This window comes from Pseudomonas sp. BW16M2 (genome assembly GCF_014268865.1).
GTDB classification, from domain to species: domain Bacteria; phylum Pseudomonadota; class Gammaproteobacteria; order Pseudomonadales; family Pseudomonadaceae; genus Aquipseudomonas; species Aquipseudomonas peradeniyensis.
The window spans coordinates 110,067-130,695 of record NZ_JABWRI010000014.1 but is presented as its reverse complement, the minus strand read 5'-3'; the positions used below and the strand labels follow the sequence as shown (position 1 = coordinate 130,695).

The 20,629-nt window shown below is 66.4% G+C and carries 19 protein-coding genes; 8 read left to right on the top strand and 11 right to left on the bottom strand.

Features of this window, described 5'->3' with window-relative positions:
- Nucleotides 1-21: 21 nt before the first annotated feature.
- The 3 genes from HU735_RS14920 to HU735_RS14910 all read left to right on the top strand — a co-directional run bounded on the left by HU735_RS14920 (nucleotide 22) and on the right by HU735_RS14910 (nucleotide 3,928).
- Nucleotides 22-1,380, top strand: a complete 1,359-nt coding sequence (locus HU735_RS14920) for a glutamine synthetase family protein (protein WP_186714130.1) — start codon at nucleotides 22-24, stop codon at nucleotides 1,378-1,380.
- Between the two features lie 150 nt (nucleotides 1,381-1,530).
- Nucleotides 1,531-2,619, top strand: coding sequence for a polyamine ABC transporter substrate-binding protein (locus tag HU735_RS14915; RefSeq protein WP_186714129.1), 1,089 nt, complete (start codon nucleotides 1,531-1,533; stop codon nucleotides 2,617-2,619).
- Nucleotides 2,620-2,632: 13 nt separating this feature from the next.
- Nucleotides 2,633-3,928, top strand: coding sequence for an FAD-binding oxidoreductase (locus HU735_RS14910; protein ID WP_186714128.1), 1,296 nt, complete (start codon nucleotides 2,633-2,635; stop codon nucleotides 3,926-3,928).
- Nucleotides 3,929-3,938: 10 nt separating this feature from the next.
- Here the strand turns inward: HU735_RS14910 and HU735_RS14905 are convergent, their stop codons facing one another.
- Nucleotides 3,939-4,244: a helix-turn-helix domain-containing protein gene (locus HU735_RS14905; protein WP_186714127.1), complete on the bottom strand. Its 306-nt coding sequence runs from the start codon at nucleotides 4,242-4,244 to the stop codon at nucleotides 3,939-3,941.
- 182 nt (nucleotides 4,245-4,426) lie between these two features.
- Here HU735_RS14905 and HU735_RS14900 point away from each other — a divergent pair, with 182 nt between their 5' ends.
- From HU735_RS14900 to HU735_RS14890, 3 genes are all read left to right on the top strand, one after another.
- A complete protein-coding gene (locus HU735_RS14900; protein ID WP_186714126.1) occupies nucleotides 4,427-5,104 on the top strand; it encodes a DUF3313 domain-containing protein in 678 nt (225 codons plus the stop codon).
- Between the two features lie 321 nt (nucleotides 5,105-5,425).
- The gene (locus HU735_RS14895) at nucleotides 5,426-6,019 is read left to right on the top strand and encodes a DUF1842 domain-containing protein (RefSeq protein WP_186714125.1); all 594 of its coding nucleotides are present in this window, start codon (nucleotides 5,426-5,428) and stop codon (nucleotides 6,017-6,019) included.
- 19 nt (nucleotides 6,020-6,038) lie between these two features.
- Nucleotides 6,039-6,494: a DUF1842 domain-containing protein gene (locus tag HU735_RS14890; protein WP_186714124.1), complete on the top strand. Its 456-nt coding sequence runs from the start codon at nucleotides 6,039-6,041 to the stop codon at nucleotides 6,492-6,494.
- A gap of 70 nt (nucleotides 6,495-6,564) precedes the next feature.
- On the opposite strand, the gene HU735_RS14885 is transcribed toward HU735_RS14890, so the two are convergent.
- Together HU735_RS14885 and HU735_RS14880 are read right to left on the bottom strand one after the other, a co-directional pair.
- The gene (locus tag HU735_RS14885) at nucleotides 6,565-7,872 is read right to left on the bottom strand and encodes a serine/threonine transporter (protein WP_050705589.1); all 1,308 of its coding nucleotides are present in this window, start codon (nucleotides 7,870-7,872) and stop codon (nucleotides 6,565-6,567) included.
- A 118-nt stretch (nucleotides 7,873-7,990) separates the two neighbouring features.
- A complete protein-coding gene (locus HU735_RS14880) occupies nucleotides 7,991-9,367 on the bottom strand; it encodes an L-serine ammonia-lyase (RefSeq protein WP_186714123.1) in 1,377 nt (458 codons plus the stop codon).
- Nucleotides 9,368-9,513: 146 nt separating this feature from the next.
- On the opposite strand from HU735_RS14880, the gene HU735_RS14875 reads away from it, so the two are divergent.
- Nucleotides 9,514-10,461, top strand: coding sequence for a LysR substrate-binding domain-containing protein (locus tag HU735_RS14875; RefSeq protein ID WP_186714122.1), 948 nt, complete (start codon nucleotides 9,514-9,516; stop codon nucleotides 10,459-10,461).
- A gap of 24 nt (nucleotides 10,462-10,485) precedes the next feature.
- Here the strand turns inward: HU735_RS14875 and HU735_RS14870 are convergent, their stop codons facing one another.
- Nucleotides 10,486-11,349, bottom strand: coding sequence for a LysR family transcriptional regulator (locus HU735_RS14870; RefSeq protein ID WP_186714121.1), 864 nt, complete (start codon nucleotides 11,347-11,349; stop codon nucleotides 10,486-10,488).
- A gap of 189 nt (nucleotides 11,350-11,538) precedes the next feature.
- On the opposite strand from HU735_RS14870, the gene HU735_RS14865 reads away from it, so the two are divergent.
- Entirely contained in the window at nucleotides 11,539-12,531 is a 993-nt protein-coding gene (locus HU735_RS14865; protein WP_186714146.1) for an NAD(P)H-quinone oxidoreductase, read from the top strand.
- A 1-nt stretch (nucleotide 12,532) separates the two neighbouring features.
- Here HU735_RS14865 and HU735_RS14860 read toward each other — a convergent pair whose 3' ends face one another.
- From HU735_RS14860 to HU735_RS14830, 7 genes are all read right to left on the bottom strand, one after another.
- Nucleotides 12,533-13,234, bottom strand: coding sequence for a PA1136 family autoinducer-binding transcriptional regulator (locus HU735_RS14860; protein WP_186714120.1), 702 nt, complete (start codon nucleotides 13,232-13,234; stop codon nucleotides 12,533-12,535).
- 5 nt (nucleotides 13,235-13,239) lie between these two features.
- Complete coding sequence (gene hchA / locus HU735_RS14855; protein WP_186714119.1) at nucleotides 13,240-14,094, bottom strand: glyoxalase III HchA; 855 nt, start codon at nucleotides 14,092-14,094, stop codon at nucleotides 13,240-13,242.
- Nucleotides 14,095-14,356: 262 nt separating this feature from the next.
- Nucleotides 14,357-14,920 (bottom strand): NTP transferase domain-containing protein, encoded by a 564-nt coding sequence (locus HU735_RS14850; RefSeq protein ID WP_186714118.1) that lies wholly within the window; start codon nucleotides 14,918-14,920, stop codon nucleotides 14,357-14,359.
- Nucleotides 14,917-15,888 (bottom strand): XdhC family protein, encoded by a 972-nt coding sequence (locus HU735_RS14845; protein ID WP_186714117.1) that lies wholly within the window; start codon nucleotides 15,886-15,888, stop codon nucleotides 14,917-14,919. The genes HU735_RS14850 and HU735_RS14845 overlap by 4 nt, the downstream gene beginning before the upstream one ends.
- Nucleotides 15,889-15,891: 3 nt before the next feature.
- On the bottom strand, nucleotides 15,892-17,103 hold the full coding sequence (locus HU735_RS14840; protein WP_186714116.1) for a cytochrome c: 1,212 nt from the start codon (nucleotides 17,101-17,103) through the stop codon (nucleotides 15,892-15,894).
- A 2-nt stretch (nucleotides 17,104-17,105) separates the two neighbouring features.
- Nucleotides 17,106-17,645, bottom strand: a complete 540-nt coding sequence (locus HU735_RS14835; protein WP_110738705.1) for a (2Fe-2S)-binding protein — start codon at nucleotides 17,643-17,645, stop codon at nucleotides 17,106-17,108.
- On the bottom strand, nucleotides 17,638-20,469 hold the full coding sequence (locus HU735_RS14830) for a xanthine dehydrogenase family protein molybdopterin-binding subunit (RefSeq protein ID WP_186714115.1): 2,832 nt from the start codon (nucleotides 20,467-20,469) through the stop codon (nucleotides 17,638-17,640). Before HU735_RS14830 ends, HU735_RS14835 begins: the two co-directional genes overlap by 8 nt.
- Nucleotides 20,470-20,629 lie beyond the last annotated feature (160 nt).

Sequence of the window (20,629 nt, the reverse complement as noted above, 5' to 3'; positions counted from 1 at the left end):
CTACCCAACCAAGAGGTTTGTATGAACGCCCCCTTCGATCAGCTGTCCACCTGGCTGAAAGAACACCGGATCACCGAAGTCGAATGCGTGATCAGCGACCTGACCGGCATCGCCCGCGGCAAGATCGCCCCGACCGCCAAGTTCCTCCACGAGCGCGGCATGCGCCTGCCGGAGAGCGTGCTGCTGCAGACCGTCACTGGCGACTACGTCGATGACGACATCTACTACAGCCTGCTCGACGCCGCCGACATCGACATGGTCTGCCGCCCCGACCCCACGGCGGTGTACCAGATCCCCTGGGCCATCGAACCGACCGCGATCGTCATCCACGACACCTTCGACAAGCAGGGCAACCCTATCGAGCTGTCGCCGCGCAACGTGCTGAAGAAGGTGCTCAAGCTGTATGCCGACAAGGGCTGGCAGCCGATCGTCGCGCCGGAGATGGAGTTCTACCTGACCCAGCGCTGCGAAGACCCGGACCTGCCGCTGCAGGTGCCGCTGGGCCGCTCGGGCCGCGCCGAGAGTGGCCGCCAGTCGTTCTCCATCGACGCCGCCAACGAATTCGACCCGTTGTTCGAGGACGTCTACGACTGGTGCGAGATCCAGGGCCTGGACCTGGACACGCTGATCCACGAGGACGGCCCGGCGCAGATGGAAATCAACTTCCGTCACGGCGACGCCCTGGACCTGGCCGACCAGATCACCGTGTTCAAGCGCACCCTGCGCGAGGCGGCGCTCAAGCACAACGTCACCGCCACCTTCATGGCCAAGCCGATCACCGACGAGCCGGGCAGCGCCATGCACCTGCACCAGAGTGTGGTCGACATCGCCACCGGCAAGCCGATCTTCGCCAATGACGACGGCAGCATGAGCGAGCTGTTCCTGCACCATATCGGTGGCCTGCAGAAGTACATCCCCAAGCTGCTGCCGATGTTCGCCCCGAACGTCAACTCGTTCCGCCGCTTCCTGCCCGACACCTCGGCGCCGGTGAACGTCGAGTGGGGCGAGGAGAACCGCACCGCCGGGCTGCGCGTGCCGACCTCCAGCCCCGAGGCGATGCGCGTGGAGAACCGCCTGCCGGGCGCCGACGCCAACCCCTACCTGGCCATCGCCGCAAGCCTGTTGTGCGGCTATATCGGCATGGTCGAGAAGCTCGAACCCAGCGCCCCGGTGCAAGGCCGCGCCTACGAGCGACGCAACCTGCGCCTGCCGATCACCATCGAGGACGCACTGCAGCACATGGAAGACTGCGAGAAGGTGCAGCAGTACCTGGGGCAGCAGTTCGTCCAGGGCTACGTCGCGGTCAAGCGCGCCGAGCATGAGAACTTCAAGCGGGTGATCAGCTCGTGGGAGCGTGAGTTCCTGCTACTCAGCGTGTGATCCGCCTTGGGGTGCTGTGCACCCCTTTCGCTGGCAAGCCAGCTCCCACACCAGCGACACAATTTCTGTGGGAGCCGGCTTGCGGGCGATGGGCTGCAAAGCAGCCCCTACACCACCGAATTCGAAGAACAAGACCAACGAGGTGTCGACATGCGTCATCCGCAAGCTTTGATCCCCGCAACCTTCGCCCTGCTGTTCGGCGCCGCCGTCCAGGCCCAGCCGACGGTCAGCGTGTACAACTGGACCGACTACATCGGTGACACCACCCTGGCTGATTTCCAGGCCAGCAGCGGGATCAAGGTGGTCTATGACGTGTTCGACTCCAACGAGACCCTGGAGGGCAAGCTGTTGGCCGGGCGCACCGGCTACGACGTGGTCGTGCCCTCCAACCATTTTCTCGCGCGCCAGGCCCAGGCCGGAGCCTTCCTGCCGCTGGACCGCAGCAAGCTGCCGAACTGGCAGCACCTGGACCCGCAACTGCTCAAGCAACTGGAACAGAACGACCCGGGCAACCAGTACGCCGTGCCATACCTCTGGGGCACCAACGGCATCGGTTACAACGTCGACAAGGTCAAGGCGGTGCTGGGCATCGACAAGATCGATTCCTGGGCCGTGCTGTTCGAAGCCGACAACCTGAAGAAGCTCAAGCAGTGTGGCGTGGCGTTCATGGACTCGCCGGACGAGCTGTTCCCGGCCATGCTCAACTACCTGGGCATGAACCCGCGCAGCGAGAAGGCCGACGACTACCGCAAGGCCGAGGCCCGCCTACTGGAGCTACGCCCCTACATCACTTACTTCCACTCCTCCAAGTACGTCTCGGACCTGGCCAACGGCGACGTCTGCATCGCCTTCGGCTATTCCGGCGACGTGCTGCAGGCCGCCCACCGCGCCGAGGAGGCGGGCAATGGCGTCAAGGTTGCCTACAGCATTCCCAAGGAAGGCAGCAACCTGTGGTTCGACCTGCTGGCCATCCCCAAGGACGCCAAGAACCCCGAGCAGGCCCTGGCCTTCATCAACTACCTGCTCGACCCCAAGGTGATCGCCAAGGTCAGCGCCACGGTCGGCTACGCCAACGCCAACCCGGATGCCAAGGCCGACATGGATCCGGCGCTGGTGAATAACCCCGAAATCTACCCGCCCCAGGAAGTGCTGGACAACCTGTATGTCTCGACCATGCAGAGCCCCGGGATCCTGCGGCAGATGACCCGCTCTTGGAGCAAGATCAAGTCCAACCGCTGAGCCGAGCCCGCCCATGCCACAGATGAACGAACACACCGCCTCCTACTATGCCGCCTCGGCGCGCCAGGCGGCCACCTATCCGGTGCTCGACCAGGACCTGCAGACTGATGTCTGCGTGGTCGGCGGCGGCCTGACCGGGGTCAATGCCGCCCTGGAACTGGCCGAGCGCGGCCTCTCGGTGATCCTGCTGGAAGCCCGCCGCATCGGCTGGGGCGCCAGTGGACGCAACGGCGGCCAGCTGATCCGCGGCATCGGCCACGACGTATCCGGCTTTGCCCGCCATGTCGGCCAGGACGGCGTGCGCTACCTCAAGCAGGCCGGCATCGATTCGGTGGCCCTGGTGGCCAATCGCATCGAGCAATACGGCATCGAATGCGACCTGCGCTGGGGTTTCTGCGAGCTGGCCAACACCCCCGCCCAGTTCGCCGCCTTCGAAGACGAGCAGCGCGACCTGGCCGAGCTGGGCTATCGCCACGAGACCCGCCTGGTCAACCCCGAACGCATGCACGAGATCGTCGCCAGCGACCTGTACGCCGGCGGCCTGGTGGACATGGGATCGGGCCACCTGCACCCGCTCGACCTGGTCCAGGGTGAGGCGCGCGCCGCCCACGGCCTGGGTGTGCGGATCTTCGAGCACAGCCCGGTGCTGCGCATCGAGCATGGCAGCACGGTGACCCTGCACACCGCCCGGGGCAAGGTCCGCGCTCACAGCCTGATCCTGGGCTGCAACGCCCATCTCGACGCGCTGGAACCGCGCCTGTGCGGCAAGGTGCTGCCGGCCGGCAGCTACGTGGTGGCCACCGAGCCCTTGCCTGAGGCCTTGGCGCGCACGCTGATCCCGCAGAACATGGCGCTGTGCGACCAGAAGGTGGGGCTGGACTACTACCGCCTGACCGCCGACCGCCGCCTGCTGTTCGGCGGCGCCTGCCACTATTCCGGGCGCGACCCCAAGGACATCGGCGCCTACATGCGGCCCAAGGTACTCAAGGTATTCCCGCAACTGGCCGAGGTACGCCTGGACTACCAGTGGGGCGGCATGATCGGCATCACCGCCAACCGTTTCCCCCAGGTCGGTCGGCTCGGCCAGCACCCCAACGTGTTCTATGCCCAGGGTTACTCCGGGCATGGCCTGAACGTCACCCACTGGACCGCGAAGCTGCTGGCCGAGGCCATCGCCACCGAGCACAGCCAGGGGTTCGATGTGTTCAGCGCGGTGCCGCACCTGACCTTCCCCGGCGGCAAGGCACTGCGCTCGCCGCTGCTGGCGCTGGGCATGCTGTGGTACCGGTTGCGCGAGGCGCTGGGCTGACAACCCTGCTTCAGAGGATGGCCTGCAGCCCCTTGTCGGCAATGATGTTCAGTAGCTTCAGGGCAGGCCCGGCCGGGCGTGTTTCGCCCTGCTCCCACTTGCGCACCGTCGATGCGCTGGTGTGCAGGTGGAGGGCAAACACCGGTTGGCTGAAGTTCAGCGCTTCGCGCAGGTGGCGAATGTCCTGGGCACTGAACGCCCGCACCGGGGCTGGGCAGATCGCCTCGAAGTCACGCAACGTGACCTTGCCGACGGCACCTGCCTGCTCGAGGGCCGAGAGGTCGGCACGCAGTGATTCAATGAGTTTGCTGGTCACAGTGGACCTCCAGAATAAACATACCCGTGGAGGGCATACCTTCACAGTGTCAGAGCCCCATCGATAGTCAGCGTATTCCGGCAATACAGTAGGAAACGGCAACCGTCGCCATCCGAACACTGGCCTTCGGCCAACCACCTGCTAGCGTTGTTCTGGCCACTTCCCTCATGGACCTCGTCATCATGAAGCACCTGCCTCGCACCACCCTGCTGTGCGCTGCTCTGCTGGCCCTGGTTGCCTGTTCCAGCAACCGTGTCGATCCCAAGGACTATTCCGGCTTTCTCAAGGACTACAGCCGCCTGAAACCGGCCGAGAGCGTCTCCGGTGCGCCGGTGATGCGCTGGATCGACCCGGACGTGAAGGCCAGCCAGTACACCAAGGTGTTCATCGAGCCAAGCCAGTTCTATCCCAAGCCACAGCCGACCAACGTGATCTCGGCGCAGACCCTGCAGGAGATCACCCGCTACTTCAACGAAGCGATGCGCCGAGAGCTGGGCAGCGTGCTCACCCTGGTCAAGGAACCCGGCCCGAACACCATCGTGGTGCGCCCGGCGATCACCGCGGTGTCCACCAGCACCGAAGGCCTCAAGCCCTACGAGGTGATCCCCATCGCCCTGGTGGCCGCGGCGGTCAACACGGCCGCCGGCGGCCGCGACCAGGCCGTGGACATTGCCGTGGAGGCTGCATTCCTCGACGGCGGCAACCAGAACGTGCTGGCCCAGGTAGTGCGCAAGGGCAGCGGCAAGGAACTGGAGAACGACAGCACGCAACTGACCCTGAACGACGTCAAGCCGGTGCTCGATGGCTGGGCCAGCGACATGCGCCGCAGCTTCGTGGCATTGCAGAAAAAGTCGAAGTGAGGCAGTCCAGCCTGTAGATCTAATCGCGGGGCAAGCCCGCTCCCACGGATCGGGAGCCGGCTTGCAGCCCTGATTGACACCACTCGTCGGACATACTGCAAAAAGGCCATCACTGCACTTTTTGCCTGCTTAACTCAAGCGGGCTGCCAGGCAGGCGGCACCGCACTTCAGGGATGGCTGCACAAGCCGGCTGCCAACAGCCGCTCGCACCGGGCACGCCAGTACATCCGCCCGTCTACCTGCCTCTCCCCTTCTCTCCCCCGTCCGCCTGCGCAAGCGTTGGTTACGGTATTTCATTCATTGAATGCAACGGAGGCAATCATGTCTGTATCGCTGACCGCACCGTCGGAAGGCCTGTTCCCGGTGTCCTACCTCATTGGTAACAATGCCCCGGGCGCCCCGCGCCTGCAGCTGGATCTGCTGGTCTATACGCCAGACCGCAGCGTCAACGGCCACGCGCAGATCACCCAGACCACCAACCCACCGCTGGAGCTGGGCCTGGATGCCTGGGGCACCTACAGCTACCTCACCGTGCAACCGCCAAGCGAAGGCAAGATCCTGCTGACGGTACGTGGCAACCACGGTGGCCCACACGCCAATTCGCCGGAGCAGTTCGAACTGCGCGCACTGCTTGACCTGGACTGGCAGAAAGGCACGGCCAGCTACCGTTACTACAACGGCCAGCGTTGGATCGAGGTGGACAACGTACCCGTCGTGCTTGAGCTCAAACGCATCCAGACACTGGCGAACGTCGACCTGACCACCGAACTGCACAACGCCACCCTGGAAGCCGTGATCGCCACGGGTGACGTCGCGCAACTCAAGCAACTGGCCAGCGGTGCCGTCGGCAAAGCCCTGGACCAGGCCCTCGCCTCGACCAAGAGCCCGGCCACCAAGGCCGCCAAGAAAGCCTGAGCAGACAAGGAGAATCAGCATGTCCTTCGGACTTTTTCATACCCGCCTGAACGTCAGCAACGGGCTGCTCGGCGCCCCGATCCTGACCCTCGACCTGCTGGTGAATACCGTGCAGAAGAAGGTCACCGGCAGGGCCTCGATCATCCAGGCCACGCATCCGGTCCAGGTGTTCCACGCCAAGGTGTGGGGTGGCTACAGCGAACTGCCGTTCGCACCTTCAGGTAGCCCGTCAATTGTCCTGCACCTGGATGGCAGCCCGAGCGGCCCGCTCAGCCAGATCGCCCAGACCTTCCACCTGCAAGGCCTGCTCGACCAAGGCTGGAACGCCGGCACTGCCAGCTACCGCTACTTCAGCAACGGCCACTGGGTCGACCAGCATGGCCGCGTGCGCAAGGCGCCGGACATCACCCACCAGGACCAACCGCAACCAGCGGAACGCCTGAAGGCTGTGATCAAGCACCTGGAAAACGCTTGATCTGAACCGTCGCGGGGCCAGCCCGCAGCCACATCAAGGTGTGGCAGCGGACTGGCCCCGCGATCATCGGTCAGGCCATGAAGCTGTAGGCGATCGCCGACAGCGTGATCAAGCCGATCAAAACCACGAACACGTTCGACAGCTTGCCCGAGTACTGGCGCAACGCCGGTACCTTCTGCACCGCATACATCGGCATCAGGAACAGCAAGCAGGCGATCACCGGCCCCCCCAGGCTTTCGATCAGCCCGAGAATGCTCGGGTTGAGGGTCGCCACCGCCCAGCAGGTCACCAGCATGAACAACGCCGTGGCGCGCTCCAGGCGCTTGGCCGGCCAGGTCTTGCCGCGTCCGCGCAGGCTCTTGACGATCATGCCCTGGAAACCTTCGCTGGCACCGATGTAGTGACCGAGGAACGACTTGGTGATCGCCACCAGCGCGATCAGCGGCGCGACAAAGGCGATCACCGGGGTCTGGAAGTGGTTGGCCAGGTACGACAGGATCGAGATGTTCTGCGCCTTGGCCGCGGCCAGGTCGGCCGGGCTCAGGGCCAGCACGCAGCTGAAGCAGAAGAACATCACCGTCAGCACCATCATCACATGGGCGGTGGCCAGGGTGCGGCCGCTCTTGCGGTCGGCATCATTGCCATAACGGTGCTTCTGGTCGACGGCGAACGCCGAGATGATCGGCGAGTGGTTGAACGAGAACACCATCACCGGGATCGCCAGCCACAGGGTCAGCAGCAGCTTGGAGGCGCTGATGCCTTCGTTGGCCTGGGCGAAGAACGCGCCGTTCCAGTTGGGTATCAGGCTCAGGGCCAGCAACAGCAACGAGGCAACGAAGGGATAGACCAGCACGCTCATGGCCTTGACGATGATCTGCTGGCCGCAGCGCACCACGATCATCAGCCCGCAGATCAACAGCAGGGCCAGCAGCGCCCGGGGCGGCGCGCCGATGTGCAGCTGGTGCTCGAAGAAGCTGGTCAGGGTGTTGGTCAAAGCCACGCTGTAGACCAGCAGGATCGGGAAGATGGCGAAGAAGTACAGCAAGGTGATGAGCTTGCCGGCGCCCACGCCGAAGTGCTCTTCCACCACCTCGGTGATGTCCTCGTTGCCGCCCTTGCGCCCGGACAGCACGAAGCGGGTCAGCGCGCGGTGGGCGAAGAAGGTCATGGGGAACGCCAGCAGCGCCAGGATCAGCAGCGGCCAGAAACCACCGACCCCGGCGTTGATCGGCAGGAACAGGGTGCCGGCGCCGATCGCCGTGCCATACAGGCCCAGGGCCCAGGTGGTGTCGTGGCGGTTCCAGGTGGTCGAGCCGCTGGTCGAAGCCAGGGCAGCCGAATCCGCACGAACGCTCGTGGTGCTTTGTACATCAGTCATTGGGTATCGCCTTGTAGTTGTTTTTGTCGCAGGTACAGCGGGTGTTGCAGGTTCAATCAGGATTGTGGGAACGGCTTCGTGGGAGCGGGCTGGCCCCGCACAGGGGAGCACTTGGGTGTCAGCACTCGACGAACGCGACAGCCAGGCCGCCGCGGGAGGTTTCCTTGTAGTTGGCGTGCATGTCCGCGCCGGTATCGCGCATGGTACGGATCACCCGGTCGAGGGAGATGAAGTGTTCGCCGTCGCCGCGCAGGGCCATCTGCACCGCGTTGATGGCCTTCACCGCGGCGATCGCGTTGCGCTCGATGCAGGGGATCTGCACCAGGCCGCCGACCGGGTCGCAGGTCAGCCCGAGGTTGTGCTCAAGGGCGATCTCGGCAGCGTTTTCCAGCTGTGGCGGCGTGGCGCCCAGCACTTCGGCAAGCCCCGCGGCGGCCATCGAGCAGGCCGAGCCCACCTCGCCCTGGCAGCCCACTTCGGCGCCAGAGATCGAAGCGTTCTTCTTGCACAGGATGCCCACCGCGGCAGCGGCCAGGAGGAACGCCACCACGTCGTCGTCGCAGGCACCGGGGTTGAACTTCATGTAGTAATGCAGCACCGCCGGAATGATCCCGGCCGCGCCGTTGGTGGGCGCGGTGACCATGCGCCCGCCGGCGGCGTTCTCTTCGTTGACCGCCAGGGCGAACAGGTTGACCCACTCCATGGCGCTGAGGGTCGAGCCGATCACGTTCGGCTTGCCGACCTCCTGCAGGCTGCGGTGCAGGCGCGCCGCTCGGCGCTTGACCTTAAGCCCGCCGGGCAGGATGCCTTCGTTGCGCAGGCCGTTGTCGACGCACTCGCCCATCGCCGCCCAGATCTTCAGCAGGCCTTCGCGCACCTCGCTTTCCGGGCGCCAGGCGCACTCGTTGGCCAGCATCAGCTGGCTGACGCTGAGGTTGTGGGCCTTGCACAGGGCCAGCAGCTCGGCGCCGCTGGAGAATTCGTAGGGCAAGGCGACTTCGCTGTCACTGGCTGGCGGCGCATCGATCTCGCTTTGCTCGACAATGAAACCGCCACCCACGGAATAGTAGGTCTGGCTGAACTGGCTGCCCTGCCCGTCGAAGCTCTCCAGGGTCATCGCGTTGGGGTGATAGGCCAGGCTCTCGTCAAGCAGGCGCATGTCACGGCTGTACTGGAACTCGATCGGATGGCTGCCATCGAGCATCAGGCACTGCTCCTGCATCAGCTGGTCGATGCGTGGCTCGATGCTGTGCGGATCGATGCGGTCTGGCCACTGGCCCATCAACCCCAGCAAGCAGGCGCGGTCCGTGGCGTGACCGACACCGGTGGCCGACAGCGAGCCATAGAGGCGCACCTCGACTCGCCGCACCTGGGCCAGCAGGCCGCGTTCACGCAGGGCCTGGGCGAAGGTCGCCGCAGCGCGCATGGGGCCGACGGTGTGGGAGCTGGACGGGCCGATGCCAATCTTGAAAAGGTCGAAAACACTGATAGCCATGCTAATGCCTGACCGTGACAACCCTTTACGATGTGCCACGGCTCTCTGGAAAATTTGAGCGGTATTGCCAAGTTGCGCGATACTGCCCCTCTCAGGCCAGCTTGACCAACGAAACTTCCTACATAAGCCTTTAGCAGGACTAAACGATGAAAGGCCCACTCAACGGCCAGGTGTTCGTCTGGCTGCACGTGTTCTCCTGTGCGGCGCGGCACCTGTCGTTCACCCGCTGCGCCGAGGAGCTGCACATCACCCCCGGCGCGGTCAGCCAGCAGATGCGCCAGCTCGAGGAACGCCTGGGCTTTCGCCTGTTCCTGCGCCGCGCCCGCGGCGTCGAGCTGTCCGCCGAAGGCCAGCGCCTGGCGCAGACCGTGGCCGAGGCCTATGGCGGCATCGAGGCCGAGCTGCTGCGCCTGGATGCCGGTGAAATCCGTGGCACCCTGCGCCTGCGCTCGATCCCCTCGTTCCTGGCCAAGTGGCTGACCCCGCGCCTGCCCCGCTTCCAGCAGCGCTACCCGGACATCGAGCTGCGCCTGGTGGCCGAGGACAGCAACCAGGCGTTGCACCCGGAAGACTTCGACCTGGCCATCGACCTCAATGACGGCAGTTACCCGGGCATGCTCTCCACCCCGCTGCTGGACGAGCAGATCTTTCCGGTCTGCTCACCGGCCCTGCTGCGCGGCCGCCCGCCGCTGCACGGCCCGGCGGACCTGGCCCACTACCCGCTGCTGCACGACATCACCGCCTGGCGCGGCAGCTCGGAATACGCCGAATGGGAGTTCTACCTCGACGGTATCGGCGCCAGCGGGCTGGACGTACGCCGCGGGCACACCTTCAACCGCAACCACCTGACCATCGAGGCCGCCATCGCCGGGGTCGGCGTGGCCATCGCCCGGCGCACCCTGCTCAACGACGAGCTGGAACGCGGCGCGTTGATCGTGCCGTTCGGGGTGCCGATCGCCAACCACAAGCGTTATGTGCTGCTGTATCCGCCGGGCGGGCTGAGCCAGCCGGGAGCGCGTGCGGTGCATGACTGGCTGGTGGAAGAGGCCCAGGGTTTTCGCACCTTGCATCCGCTGAAGCTGCCCGCCAGCTGAAGGCATCCGGACAGGACCGCCCCTTCAATCGGCAAACGCCCGCACCAGATGCTCGATCACGGCCCGCACCCGCGCCGTGTGGCGCAGGTCGCGATGGGTGACCATCCATACCTCGTAGGGCTGGCTGCGCGCGCGCTGCGGCCAGACCCGCAGCAGGCCGTCGCGCTGCCCCAGCTCCACGGGAATCTCGCCCAGGCCCAACCCTTCGGCGATGCCCCGGCGCAACATCATGCTGGCATTGGCCGCCATCACCACCCTGCCCTCACCCATGGGCACATCCACCAGAGTCGGTACCCCGCGATCACGCCAGTACGGCTCGTACACCACCAGGTCGTGGCCGGCGAAACTGCCCTCCTGCGGCATGCCGCGACGCGCCAGATAGTCCGCCGAGGCGAACAGCCCCATCTGCCAACTGGCCAGCTTGCGCAGCACCAGGTCGGGGTTGTCCGGGCGCTGGTTGCGGATGGCGATGTCGGTTTCGCGTTGCGACAGGTTGACGATCTCCGAGCTGCCGCTGAGCACGATGCGCACCTCGGGGTGGTCGTCGTGCAACCGGCGCAGCGCCGGGATGACGAACTCCAGCGCCAGGGAATCGGTGGTGGCGATCCGCACCTCGCCGGCCTGTTCGTTATCGCTGCCCCGGGTGCGACGGGCCAGCTCCAGGGCGGCCTGCTCCATCTTCTGCGCCAGCTCCACGGCCACTTCGCCGGTGGCGGTCAACTGGTAACCGGCAGGGGTGCGCAGGAACAGGGTCGCGCCAAGGTCGGCCTCCAGCGCCGCCACCCGCCGGCCCACGGTGGCCTGGTCGACGCGCAGCACCCGGGCGGCGCGGCGCAGGGTCAGTTCGCGGCTCAAGGCCAGCAGCATGCGGGCGTCATCCCAGTTCATTCGCTCACTCCATTACTTGTCGGCCCGCAGGCATCGCGGCAGGAAACCCACCTGAAGAAAATCTGCAAAGGTGCGTCGCAAAATCGCCGCGCGACCGCGCAGCGCGGGTTTCATACCCTGTGACACACCGGGCCAAAGCGGCCTTTCCTCAGAATGACAGAGGTCTTCATGCGTCACATCCCCACTCACATGATCGCCATCGACATTACCCAGCCAGGAGGCCCCGAGGTCCTGCAGGCCGCCACCCATGCCACGCCTCGACCAGGTCCCCGGGAGGTGCTGATCCAGGTCCATGCCGCCGGCGTCAACGGCCCCGACCTGCTGCAGCGCAAGGGCCTGTACGACCCTCCCGCCGGCGCGCCGGACATTCCGGGGCTGGAGATCGCCGGCAAGGTCGTGGCCATCGGCGAGCAGGTCCGCCACTTTGCCGTTGGCGACGCGGTGATCGCCCTGGTCCAGGGCGGCGGATATGCCGAGTACGCCGTGGCCGACGAACGCACCACCGCGCACCTGCCGGACAACCTGTCGATGGTCGAGGGTGCGGCCTTGCCGGAAACCTTCATGACCGTCTGGGTCAACCTGTTCCAGCGTGGCGGCTTCAAGGCCGGTGAAAGCGTGTTGATCCACGGCGGCGCGTCCGGCATCGGCACCACCGCCACGCAGCTGGCCCGGGCCCTGGGCGCGGCGAAGATCCTCACCACGGTCAATGGCGCCGGGCAACAGGCCGCCAGCCTCGAACTGGGCGCCGACGTGGCCATCGACTACACCCGCGAGGACTTCGTCGAACAGGTCATGTTGCACACCGAGGGCAAGGGCGTGGACGTGATCGTCGACATCATCGCCGGCGACTATGTGGCCCGTAATTTCAAGGCCGCGGCCATGGATGGGCGCATCGTGCAGATCGGCGTGGTCAAGGGCCCGGCCACCGAGGTCGACCTGTTCCCCCTGTTGACCAAGCGCCTGACCCATATCGGCTCGACGCTGCGCGCGCGCAGCGCCGACGACAAGGCGGCGATCCTCGCGGACCTGCAGGCCAAAGCCTGGCCCCATGTGCGCAGCGGCGCGGTCAAGCCGCTGGTCCATGCGACTTTCCCGCTGGCGGCGGCCAGCCAGGCCCATGCCCTGATGGAGTCTGGCCGGCATATCGGCAAGGTGGTGTTGCAGGTTGCGCACAACAGCTGAGTCAGTCGAGCGCGCCGCTGCCCAGGGCGATCCTGATCGCCTGGGCGGTGGTGCTCACCCCCAGGCGCCGACGGGCGGCGCGCAGGTGGTTTTCCACGGTGCGCACCGACAGGCCCAGGGTGGCGGCGATATCCGCCTGGCGCTGCCCGGCGGCGGTCCAGGCCAGCACCTGGCGCTCACGCGCCGACAGTTGCCCCTCGCCGGGCGGTGCCTCCAGTAGCCGCCGTGCACCGAGGAACGCGGCGTTGGCCAGCAGGCTCAGGGCCAGGCGCGCCGACGCCGAAGCGTCGATGCGCACGCCGCCCAGGCTCATCGCGCCCTCCAGGCCTGCCGGGCCGAACACCGGCACCTGCAGGCCATGGATACCCGACCCGCAGGGTACCCGCACCACCCGATAGCGCTCACCTTCGTCGCTCGGCTGCTTGCTCCAGAAGAACGCTTCACGGGCTGCCAGCAGATGGCGGGTCACCGGGCAATGGCGCACGTAGGTCCGGGCATCGACCGCCTGGCCGTCACCGAACCAGTCCCCTTCCACCCAGTGTATGCGCTCGACCACCTCGTCCCGCGCGGCGCTGGCGCTGAACAGCACGAAGCGGTCATAGCCCAGCGGCCGGGCGACGTTGCGCACGGCCGTCTGGATCGTCGCCAGGGCGGTGGCCTGCTCGATCTGCCGGACCGCCTGTACCACCTCGTCGAACGGCATGCCGCTCACTCGCCGTTGGCCGCCTTGAGCAAGGCCGCGGCGGCCAGCTTGCCCAAGGCGTTGCCGGCCAGCGGGCTGTCGCCGGTGAGCAGCCGGCGATCCTGGTGGACGGCGCCGGAGATGCCGTCGTTGACGATCTCGACGCCCTGAGCCTGCAGGCGCTCGCCGAACTTCCAGGTCAGGTGACCGGGCATATAACCGATGTCCGGGGTCTTGGCATCCAGCTCATCGGGGAAGGCGCAGATCTTGTAGCCATCGAACAGCTTGCCGCCAGCCAGCAGCGCCGCCGGACCGTGGCACAGGGTGATGACGAACTTGTCGTGATCCGCCGCCCATTTCAGCACCTGGGCAACCTCTTGGCTTTCCGGCAGGCCGATCAACGCGCCGTGGCCACCGGGAATGAACACGCCGATGTAGTCCGAGTCGTCACCCAGGGCGCTGTCGATCACCTCGGCGAGCTTGCGCGGCTGCTTGAACGCTGGCTTGTAGCGCTCGAACAGGCCGAGCACCTGCTGGTCCTCGCGCGGCATGGCCCAGTATTCGAACTTGACCGGGTTGCCCGACAAGGTCGCGACGTCGAAGGCGAAACCGGCCTTGTCCAGGTGGTACATGGGCAGCAGGGTTTCCACGGGATGGTTGCCGGTGGAGAACAGCGTGCCGTTGTCGGTGAGCAGGTAGCGCTCGTCGGCGCCGATCAGGAGGATTTTCCAGCGTCCGCCCTTGTAGGCGTCGGGGTAGTCGGCGCCGCTGAGGTCGGACTTGGGCGAGGTGAACTGGCTGAGGGAATACGGCGAGGGGAAGAAGGCGTTGTCCTCGGCCGGATCGAGGGTCGGGCGTTTGTCGTCGTTGTTGCTGGTCATGGCTGTGCTCCAGTGCCTGGGGGTTGACCGGATCCATGCTAGGAGGCCACCGGATGAGCGGCAATGAGGGTTTTCCCTCAATGACTGCCTGTGGCATCGGTACATCAGACCGCGCGGTCCCTGTAGGAGCGGCCTTGTGTCGCGAAAGGGCTGCACAGCAGCCCCAGCAATTTCGAGGGTGGCTCAGAACCTGGGGCCGCTGCGCGCCCCTTTCGCGACACAAGGCCGCTCCTACAAGGGTTACGAATGGGACCAGAGCAGTCTAGCCGAGCGCAGACGGCGTATCGACGTCGCGCACGACCCCGCCATCGTCCAGGTCCAGAACAACAACGCGATCGGCATGCCGTCGCAACACGGCGCGTGCCCCTTCATCACCGGACAACCCGCCGAGCTCGGCCCAGAACTCCCGCCCAAACAGCACCGGATGCCCATTCTGAGCCTGATGACGCGGCACCACGATGACCGAAGGGCCAGCAGCTGCGATCAAGCGCCGAAAGGTTGCGGGCAGAATCCACGGCATGTCCCCCAACAGGATGGCGACGGCCTTTGCCTCGCTGTCCCCCAGCGATGCGGCGCCGGCCGCCAGGCTATGGCCCATGCCTAGCCCGGCATCGAGGCTATGAACGACCCGGCAGCCCGCCGGCAAACCCAGGTCCTCGCCCCGCTCGCCAGCGCGCAGCACCACACGCACCTCGTCGAACGCCGCCAGGGCGTGCTCGACGCTGTGCTGCAACAGACTACGACCATCGCCGAGCACGGCCCGACGCTTGTCCGCGCCGAAGCGCGCACCCTGGCCGGCCGCCAGCACCAGCGCGACGACGCTCACAAGGCCTCGCGGGCGATGCCGCTACGAGTGCGCAAGATATCGGCGAGCACCGCCAGGGCGATCTCCGCCGGCGTCTTGCTGCCCAGGTTGAGGCCGATGGGGGCATGGATGCGCGCCATCTCGGCATCGCCGAGCCCGCCGATACGGCGCAGGCGTTCACGGCGTTTTTCCGAGGTGGCCCGCGAGCCCATCACGCCAATGTAGAACGCTTCGGTGTGTACCGCTTCGAGCATGGCCAGGTCGTCGATCTTCGGGTCGTGGGTGAGCGCCACCACCGCCGTGTCGCGGTGGCAACCACCGTTGGCGATGAACAGCGAGGGCAGTTCCCGACGGATTTCTATCCCGTCGAGCACCACGTTGTCCATCACCTCGTCGCGAGGGTCGCACAGCACCACCTCGAAGCCCAGGCCCTTGCCGAACTCGGCGCAGAAGTGCGCGACGCTCGAGTAGCCGGCCAGCAACAGGCGTTGGGCGGCGCCGACGCGCAAGCGCACGGATTCGCCGCCCTGCTCCACCCGTGGCCCCTGGCTGTGGTCATCCAGCACGCGACGTTCGCCCGTGCGCAGGTCGACCTCGCGCAGCAGCCGGCGACGGCCCAGCAAGGCCGCCTCCAGCTCACCGAGGTGCGCCTGGGTCGCGCAGTCGCCCGGCAGGTTCTCCACCAGCACATCGAGGATGCCGCCGCAGGGCAGGCGGATGTTGCCGCGGGTGTCGCTGCCGTCGCCATAGCGCACCACGGCGACGGCCCCGGCGAACTCGCCAGCGGCGACGCGCTCGAGGAAGTCCTCCTCGACGCAGCCGCCGGACAGCGAGCCGACCCAGTGCCCCTGCTCGTTGACCGCCAGCAGCGAGCCCGGCGCGCGCGGCGCCGAGCCGTAGGTGCAGAGCACCGTGCACAGCCACACGCGCAAGCCGTCACGCGACCACTGCGCCGCCTGGCGCACCACCTGCAGGTCGAGATGCTGCACGGGTCAGTCCGCCTTCAGCTGGGCCAGCTGCTGGGTGGTCAGGTCGCCCGGCAGGCCGCCCCAGGCTTCGCGCAGGTAGTTGACCATGTCGGTCAGCTGCCGGTCGTCGAGCTTGTCGGCGAAGCCCGGCATCGGCTGCATGCGCTCGAAGCCAGTGAATTGCTGCTCGCGGATGCCGTCGACGATGGCCTTGACCAGATTGCGCGAGTCGGCCTGACGCAGCACGGTGTTGCCGCGCATGGCCACGGCGATGTGCGGCTTGCCCTCGCCCTCGACACCGTGGCAGCCGGCGCAGACGTTGAGGTACTGCTGGCGGCCGCGCTTGGCGCTCTCGCCCATGGTCTCGTGGGCGACTGCCTGCACCACCTTGGCCGCCGGCGGCTGGTCGCCGAGCAGGTAGGTGGCCATGGCCGACAGGTCGCTGTCTTCCAGATGCTGGGTGCTGTGGTGCACCACCGGGTACATCTCGTTGAACATGCTGCCCTGGGCGCTGACACCGTGCTTGAGGAAGGTCGCCAGGTCCGCATGGTTCCAACCGCGGTCGGCCAGGTCCTGGGCCAGCAGGCTCGGCGCCAGGTAGCCCAGCAGCAGGCCGCCGGTCAGGCGCTTGTCCTGCTGCAGCGCGCCAATCGGGTTGCGCGGGGTGTGGCACTCGCCGCAGTGGCCAAGCACCTCGACCATGTACTGGCCGCGCTTCCACGCCTCGCTGTTGCCCTTGCCCTCCTCCAGCTGCACGCTCTTGCCGTACAGCAGGTTCCAGCCGATCAGGCCGGTGCGCACGTTGAACGGGAAGCTCAGGCTGGTTTCCGGGGCCGGACGGTTGATCGGCGCCACGCTCATCAGGTAGGCATGGATCGCGTCGGAATCCTCGCGCTTGACCAGGTGGTACGAGGTGTACGGCATGGCCGGGTACAGGTTGGCACCGTCCTTGCGCTTGCCCTCGGTGAGGGCGGCGAAGAACTCGTCGCGGCTGTAGTTGCCGATACCGTACTGCTTGTCCGGGGTGATGTTGGTACCGTAGATGGTGCCGAACGGCGAATGGATCGGCAGGCCGCCGGCATACGGCGCGCCGCCTTCGGCGGTGTGGCAGGCCATGCAGTCGGCGGCGCGGGCGAGGTATTCGCCGCGCTTGATCAAGGCCTCGTCCGCCGCCTGGGCGTTGAAGGTGACCAGTGCGCCAATGGCCAGGGCCAGGCTGCTCAGAACGCGCGTCATGCTCAACCCTCCTTGACCAGGCCGAGGTCGCCCAGCACTTCGCGGGTCGCCTCGTAGTAACGCACGTAGCCGGTGCAGCGGCACACATGGTGGCCGAGGCTGGCCTCGATGGCGCCCTCCAGCTCGCTCTGCTTCAGCGGCTTGCGCTGGGCCTTTTCCACCAGCACCGTGGCGGCGTTGACGAAGCCCGGCGCGCAGTAGCTGCACTGGAAGGCGAAGCGGTCGACGAACTTCTGCTGGATCGGGTTCAGCTCGCCGGGGTTGCCGGCTTCGTCGAGCTTGGCGTGGCCTTCGATGGTGCGGACTTTCTTGCCCTCGAAGTAATGCGCGCCGGTGATGCAGGTGCGCACTTCCTCGCTGGTGCCGTCGGGGTTGTCGACGATCACCACGCAGGCGTGGCAGATACCCTGGCCGCAGCCCAGGCGGGAGCCTGTGAGGTTCTGGTATTCGTGCAGGAAGTCGATCATCGCCAGGTCATCGGGGACCACTTCGGTGACGACAGGTTGACCGTTGAGGGTCAGTTGCAGCTTGCGGTCAGCCATTGAGGGCCTCCTTGACTCGGGCGGGGGTGATGGGCAGGTCGCGTACGCGCTTGCCGATGGCATGGGCCACGGCGTTGCCGATGGCGCCGACCACCGGGATCATCACCACTTCGGCGATACCCTTGGATGGGTCGGTCGGCGACAGCGGCGGCAGGATCTCCGAGGTCTGCTTCCACACCGCCACATGCCTGGCCATCGGCAGGCGGTAGCGGTTGAAGTTCCAGTCGCCCTCACCCGGGCCACCCTCGTACAGCGGCATTTCCTCCAGCAGCGCGTGGCCGATGCCCATGGCGATACCGCCCTCGAGCTGGCCCTTGACCAGCTCCGGCACCAGCACCCGGCCGCACTCGACCCAGCTGTGGTGGTTGAGCACCGTCACCTCGCCGCTGCCCTTGTTGACCTTGACCTCGACGATGGTCGCCACCGGGCTGTAGTAGGTGACCATGGCGTTGTTCAGCTGGGTGGCCGGGTATTCGGCGTTCTGCCGGTCGAGCAGGTGGAAGCCGGCGCTGTTCATCTGCGCCTTCTTCGCGTTCACCGCACCGTCACCGTATTTCACCGCCACGGCATCGAGCGGCAGGCGCTCGCGCACGCCATCGATGACGAAGTCGGCCTCGGCCCAGCTCCAGCGGTTGAAGCCGTGCACGCTGACACCGGTGACCAGGCCCATTTCGTGGGCTTTCTTGGCCAGCGTGGCGAACGGGATCGGCGCCAGGCCGTTGCCGGTCAGCTCACCGTTGACCCACACCGCGTTCTCACGGCGCACCACCAGCGGGTTGGCCTGGCCGCCATACGGGCCCTGGCTCCACAGGGCCATGGCCGCCGGCCACAGGCCGTGGTTGAACAGCACACGGGCCGCTTCGCGGGTGGCGTGGCTGAAGTAGAACGCCGAGTTGGTCGCCGACGAAGGCGAAGCCAGCTTGCCGACCCAGCGCGGGTTGCGCAGCGCGGCGTCCTGCTCGGCCTGGCTGATCAGGTAGGGGTTGCCGCTGGTGGTCAGCGCCAGCTCCGGCCATTCGGTCTGGGCGGTCATCACCTCGTCGGCGACACGGCCGAGGAAGTCGCTGACCACCAGGGCCTGGGAGGTGGACATGCCAGTGCCCAGCTCGGTGCCGATATGGCGCAGGCTGATGCGACCGTCAGCGCTGAACTCGACCGCCGCCATCGGCGCCTCGGAGCCGGTGCCGAAGTCTTTCTGGGTGATGGCAAAGCCCACGCCGTACCAGTTGTCGTGGTCCTTGGCGTCCTCGGCCTGCTTGCGCGCGTGGCGGTTCTTCCACCAGTCGTGCGCGGCGGCCTTGTCGAGGATCTCGTGCAGACGCAAGGCACCGGCGGGCACTGCGCCCTGGGTGTTCTTCATGCCTGACTTGAGCGCGTTCTTGCGTCGCAGCTCGATGGCGTCAACGCCCAGGCGGTCGGCGATCTCGTCGACCATCATCTCGGTGGCGGCCATGCTCTGCAGGGTGCCGTAGCCGCGCATGGAGCCGGCCTCGACGCCACGGGAATGGTAAGCGGTCACCGACAGGTCGTTCTGCGGCATGTAGTAGATCGACTGCGCCGCGGTGGCGCCCACGGCGGCCACCGACGGGCTGTAGTTGATGCGCCCGCCGCCGTCGACGCTCATGTCGGCGCGGAAGATCTTGAAGCTCATGTCCTTCTTGTCGACGGCCAGCTGGTAGCGGATGTCGAACGGGTGGCGCTTGATGCCGCTCTGGAACTGCTCGTAGCGGTCGTTGGCCAGGCGGATCGGCACGCCTGCGCCGTACAGCGCGGCGACGGCGGCGTAGAACACGAAGATGTTGTTGTCCTTGGAACCGTAGCCGACGGTGTAGCCCGGGTGCATGTTCAGGTGCTTCAGGCCGAAGCGCGACGGCTTGATCATGTGCACGCATTCCTGCGCCACTTCGAACGGGCACTGGGTGGCCACGACGAAATGCAGGGTGCCGGTGGCCGGGTCGAACCAGCCGTTGCCGTTGTCCGGCTCGAGGGCCGCGGGCTCGATCGACGGGGTCTTGTAGCGCTCGTCGAACAGCAGCCAGTCTTCCGGCGGCTGCTTGAGCTGCTCGTCGATGCGCTGGGCGTAGAACATGCCCTGCTCGGTGAGGGTGCCGTGCTGCTTGGGCTCGGCGGTCCATACCGGCTTGCGCGCCAGGATGGTGGGGAACAGCATGGTGTTCTTCAGGCTCGAGTATTCGTCCTCGTCGAACGGCGTCTTGCCGCCCACGCGCACGAAACGGAAGCTGCCGTAGGGGTCGCGCTGGTACAGCGGGGCCTGGGCGCCGTAGCGGATCGCCTGGTCGTTGAATTGCAGCTTGAGCTTGGCCTTGCGGAAACGCTCGAAGTCGTTCCAGATCAGGATCGCCACCGGGTGGCCGATGAACATCGGCACCTGGCCCGGGGGCAGCAGCGGGTCCGGCGAATGGGCTTCGGGCCAGGCGATGCCGTCCTTCTTCAGGTCGTCGGCGGTGACGATGCGGTCCGGCTGCAGCTCGGCGCCCAGCAGGGACAGGTCGTAGCCTGCGTAGAGGCGGTCGGCCTTGGTGGCCTTGAGCAGCATGGCGTGGCCCTGCTGCTGCGGCCAGCCGGGCATGTCCTTGGCGCGGATGTCGCGGGCGAACACTTTGTTGCCACAGACCTTGGACAGCGCGTCGTTACGGAAGCGCGCCTTGCCGTCGTGGTTCATCCACTTCTGCGGCGAGGTGGTGACCTTGTTTTCCATCAGGGCGGCGAAGGCCTGGCTGCCGAGCGGCGCCAGGGTCACGCCGACACCGGCGATCAGCCCGCCTTGCAGGAACGAGCGCCGGGAAATATCACGGTTGGACATGGTTGATCCTCTGGGTAGCTCTTGGGCTGCCCATGCTTTTTCTGGTGCTTGAGAAACTGGGAGGGCGCGCACGATCACAAAAACTGACTACGAAGTCAAGTTAACGATCGTAGGATGCCTCTGCAAGTCAAGCAGACAACTTGTCGCGGGGTGAGGCCTT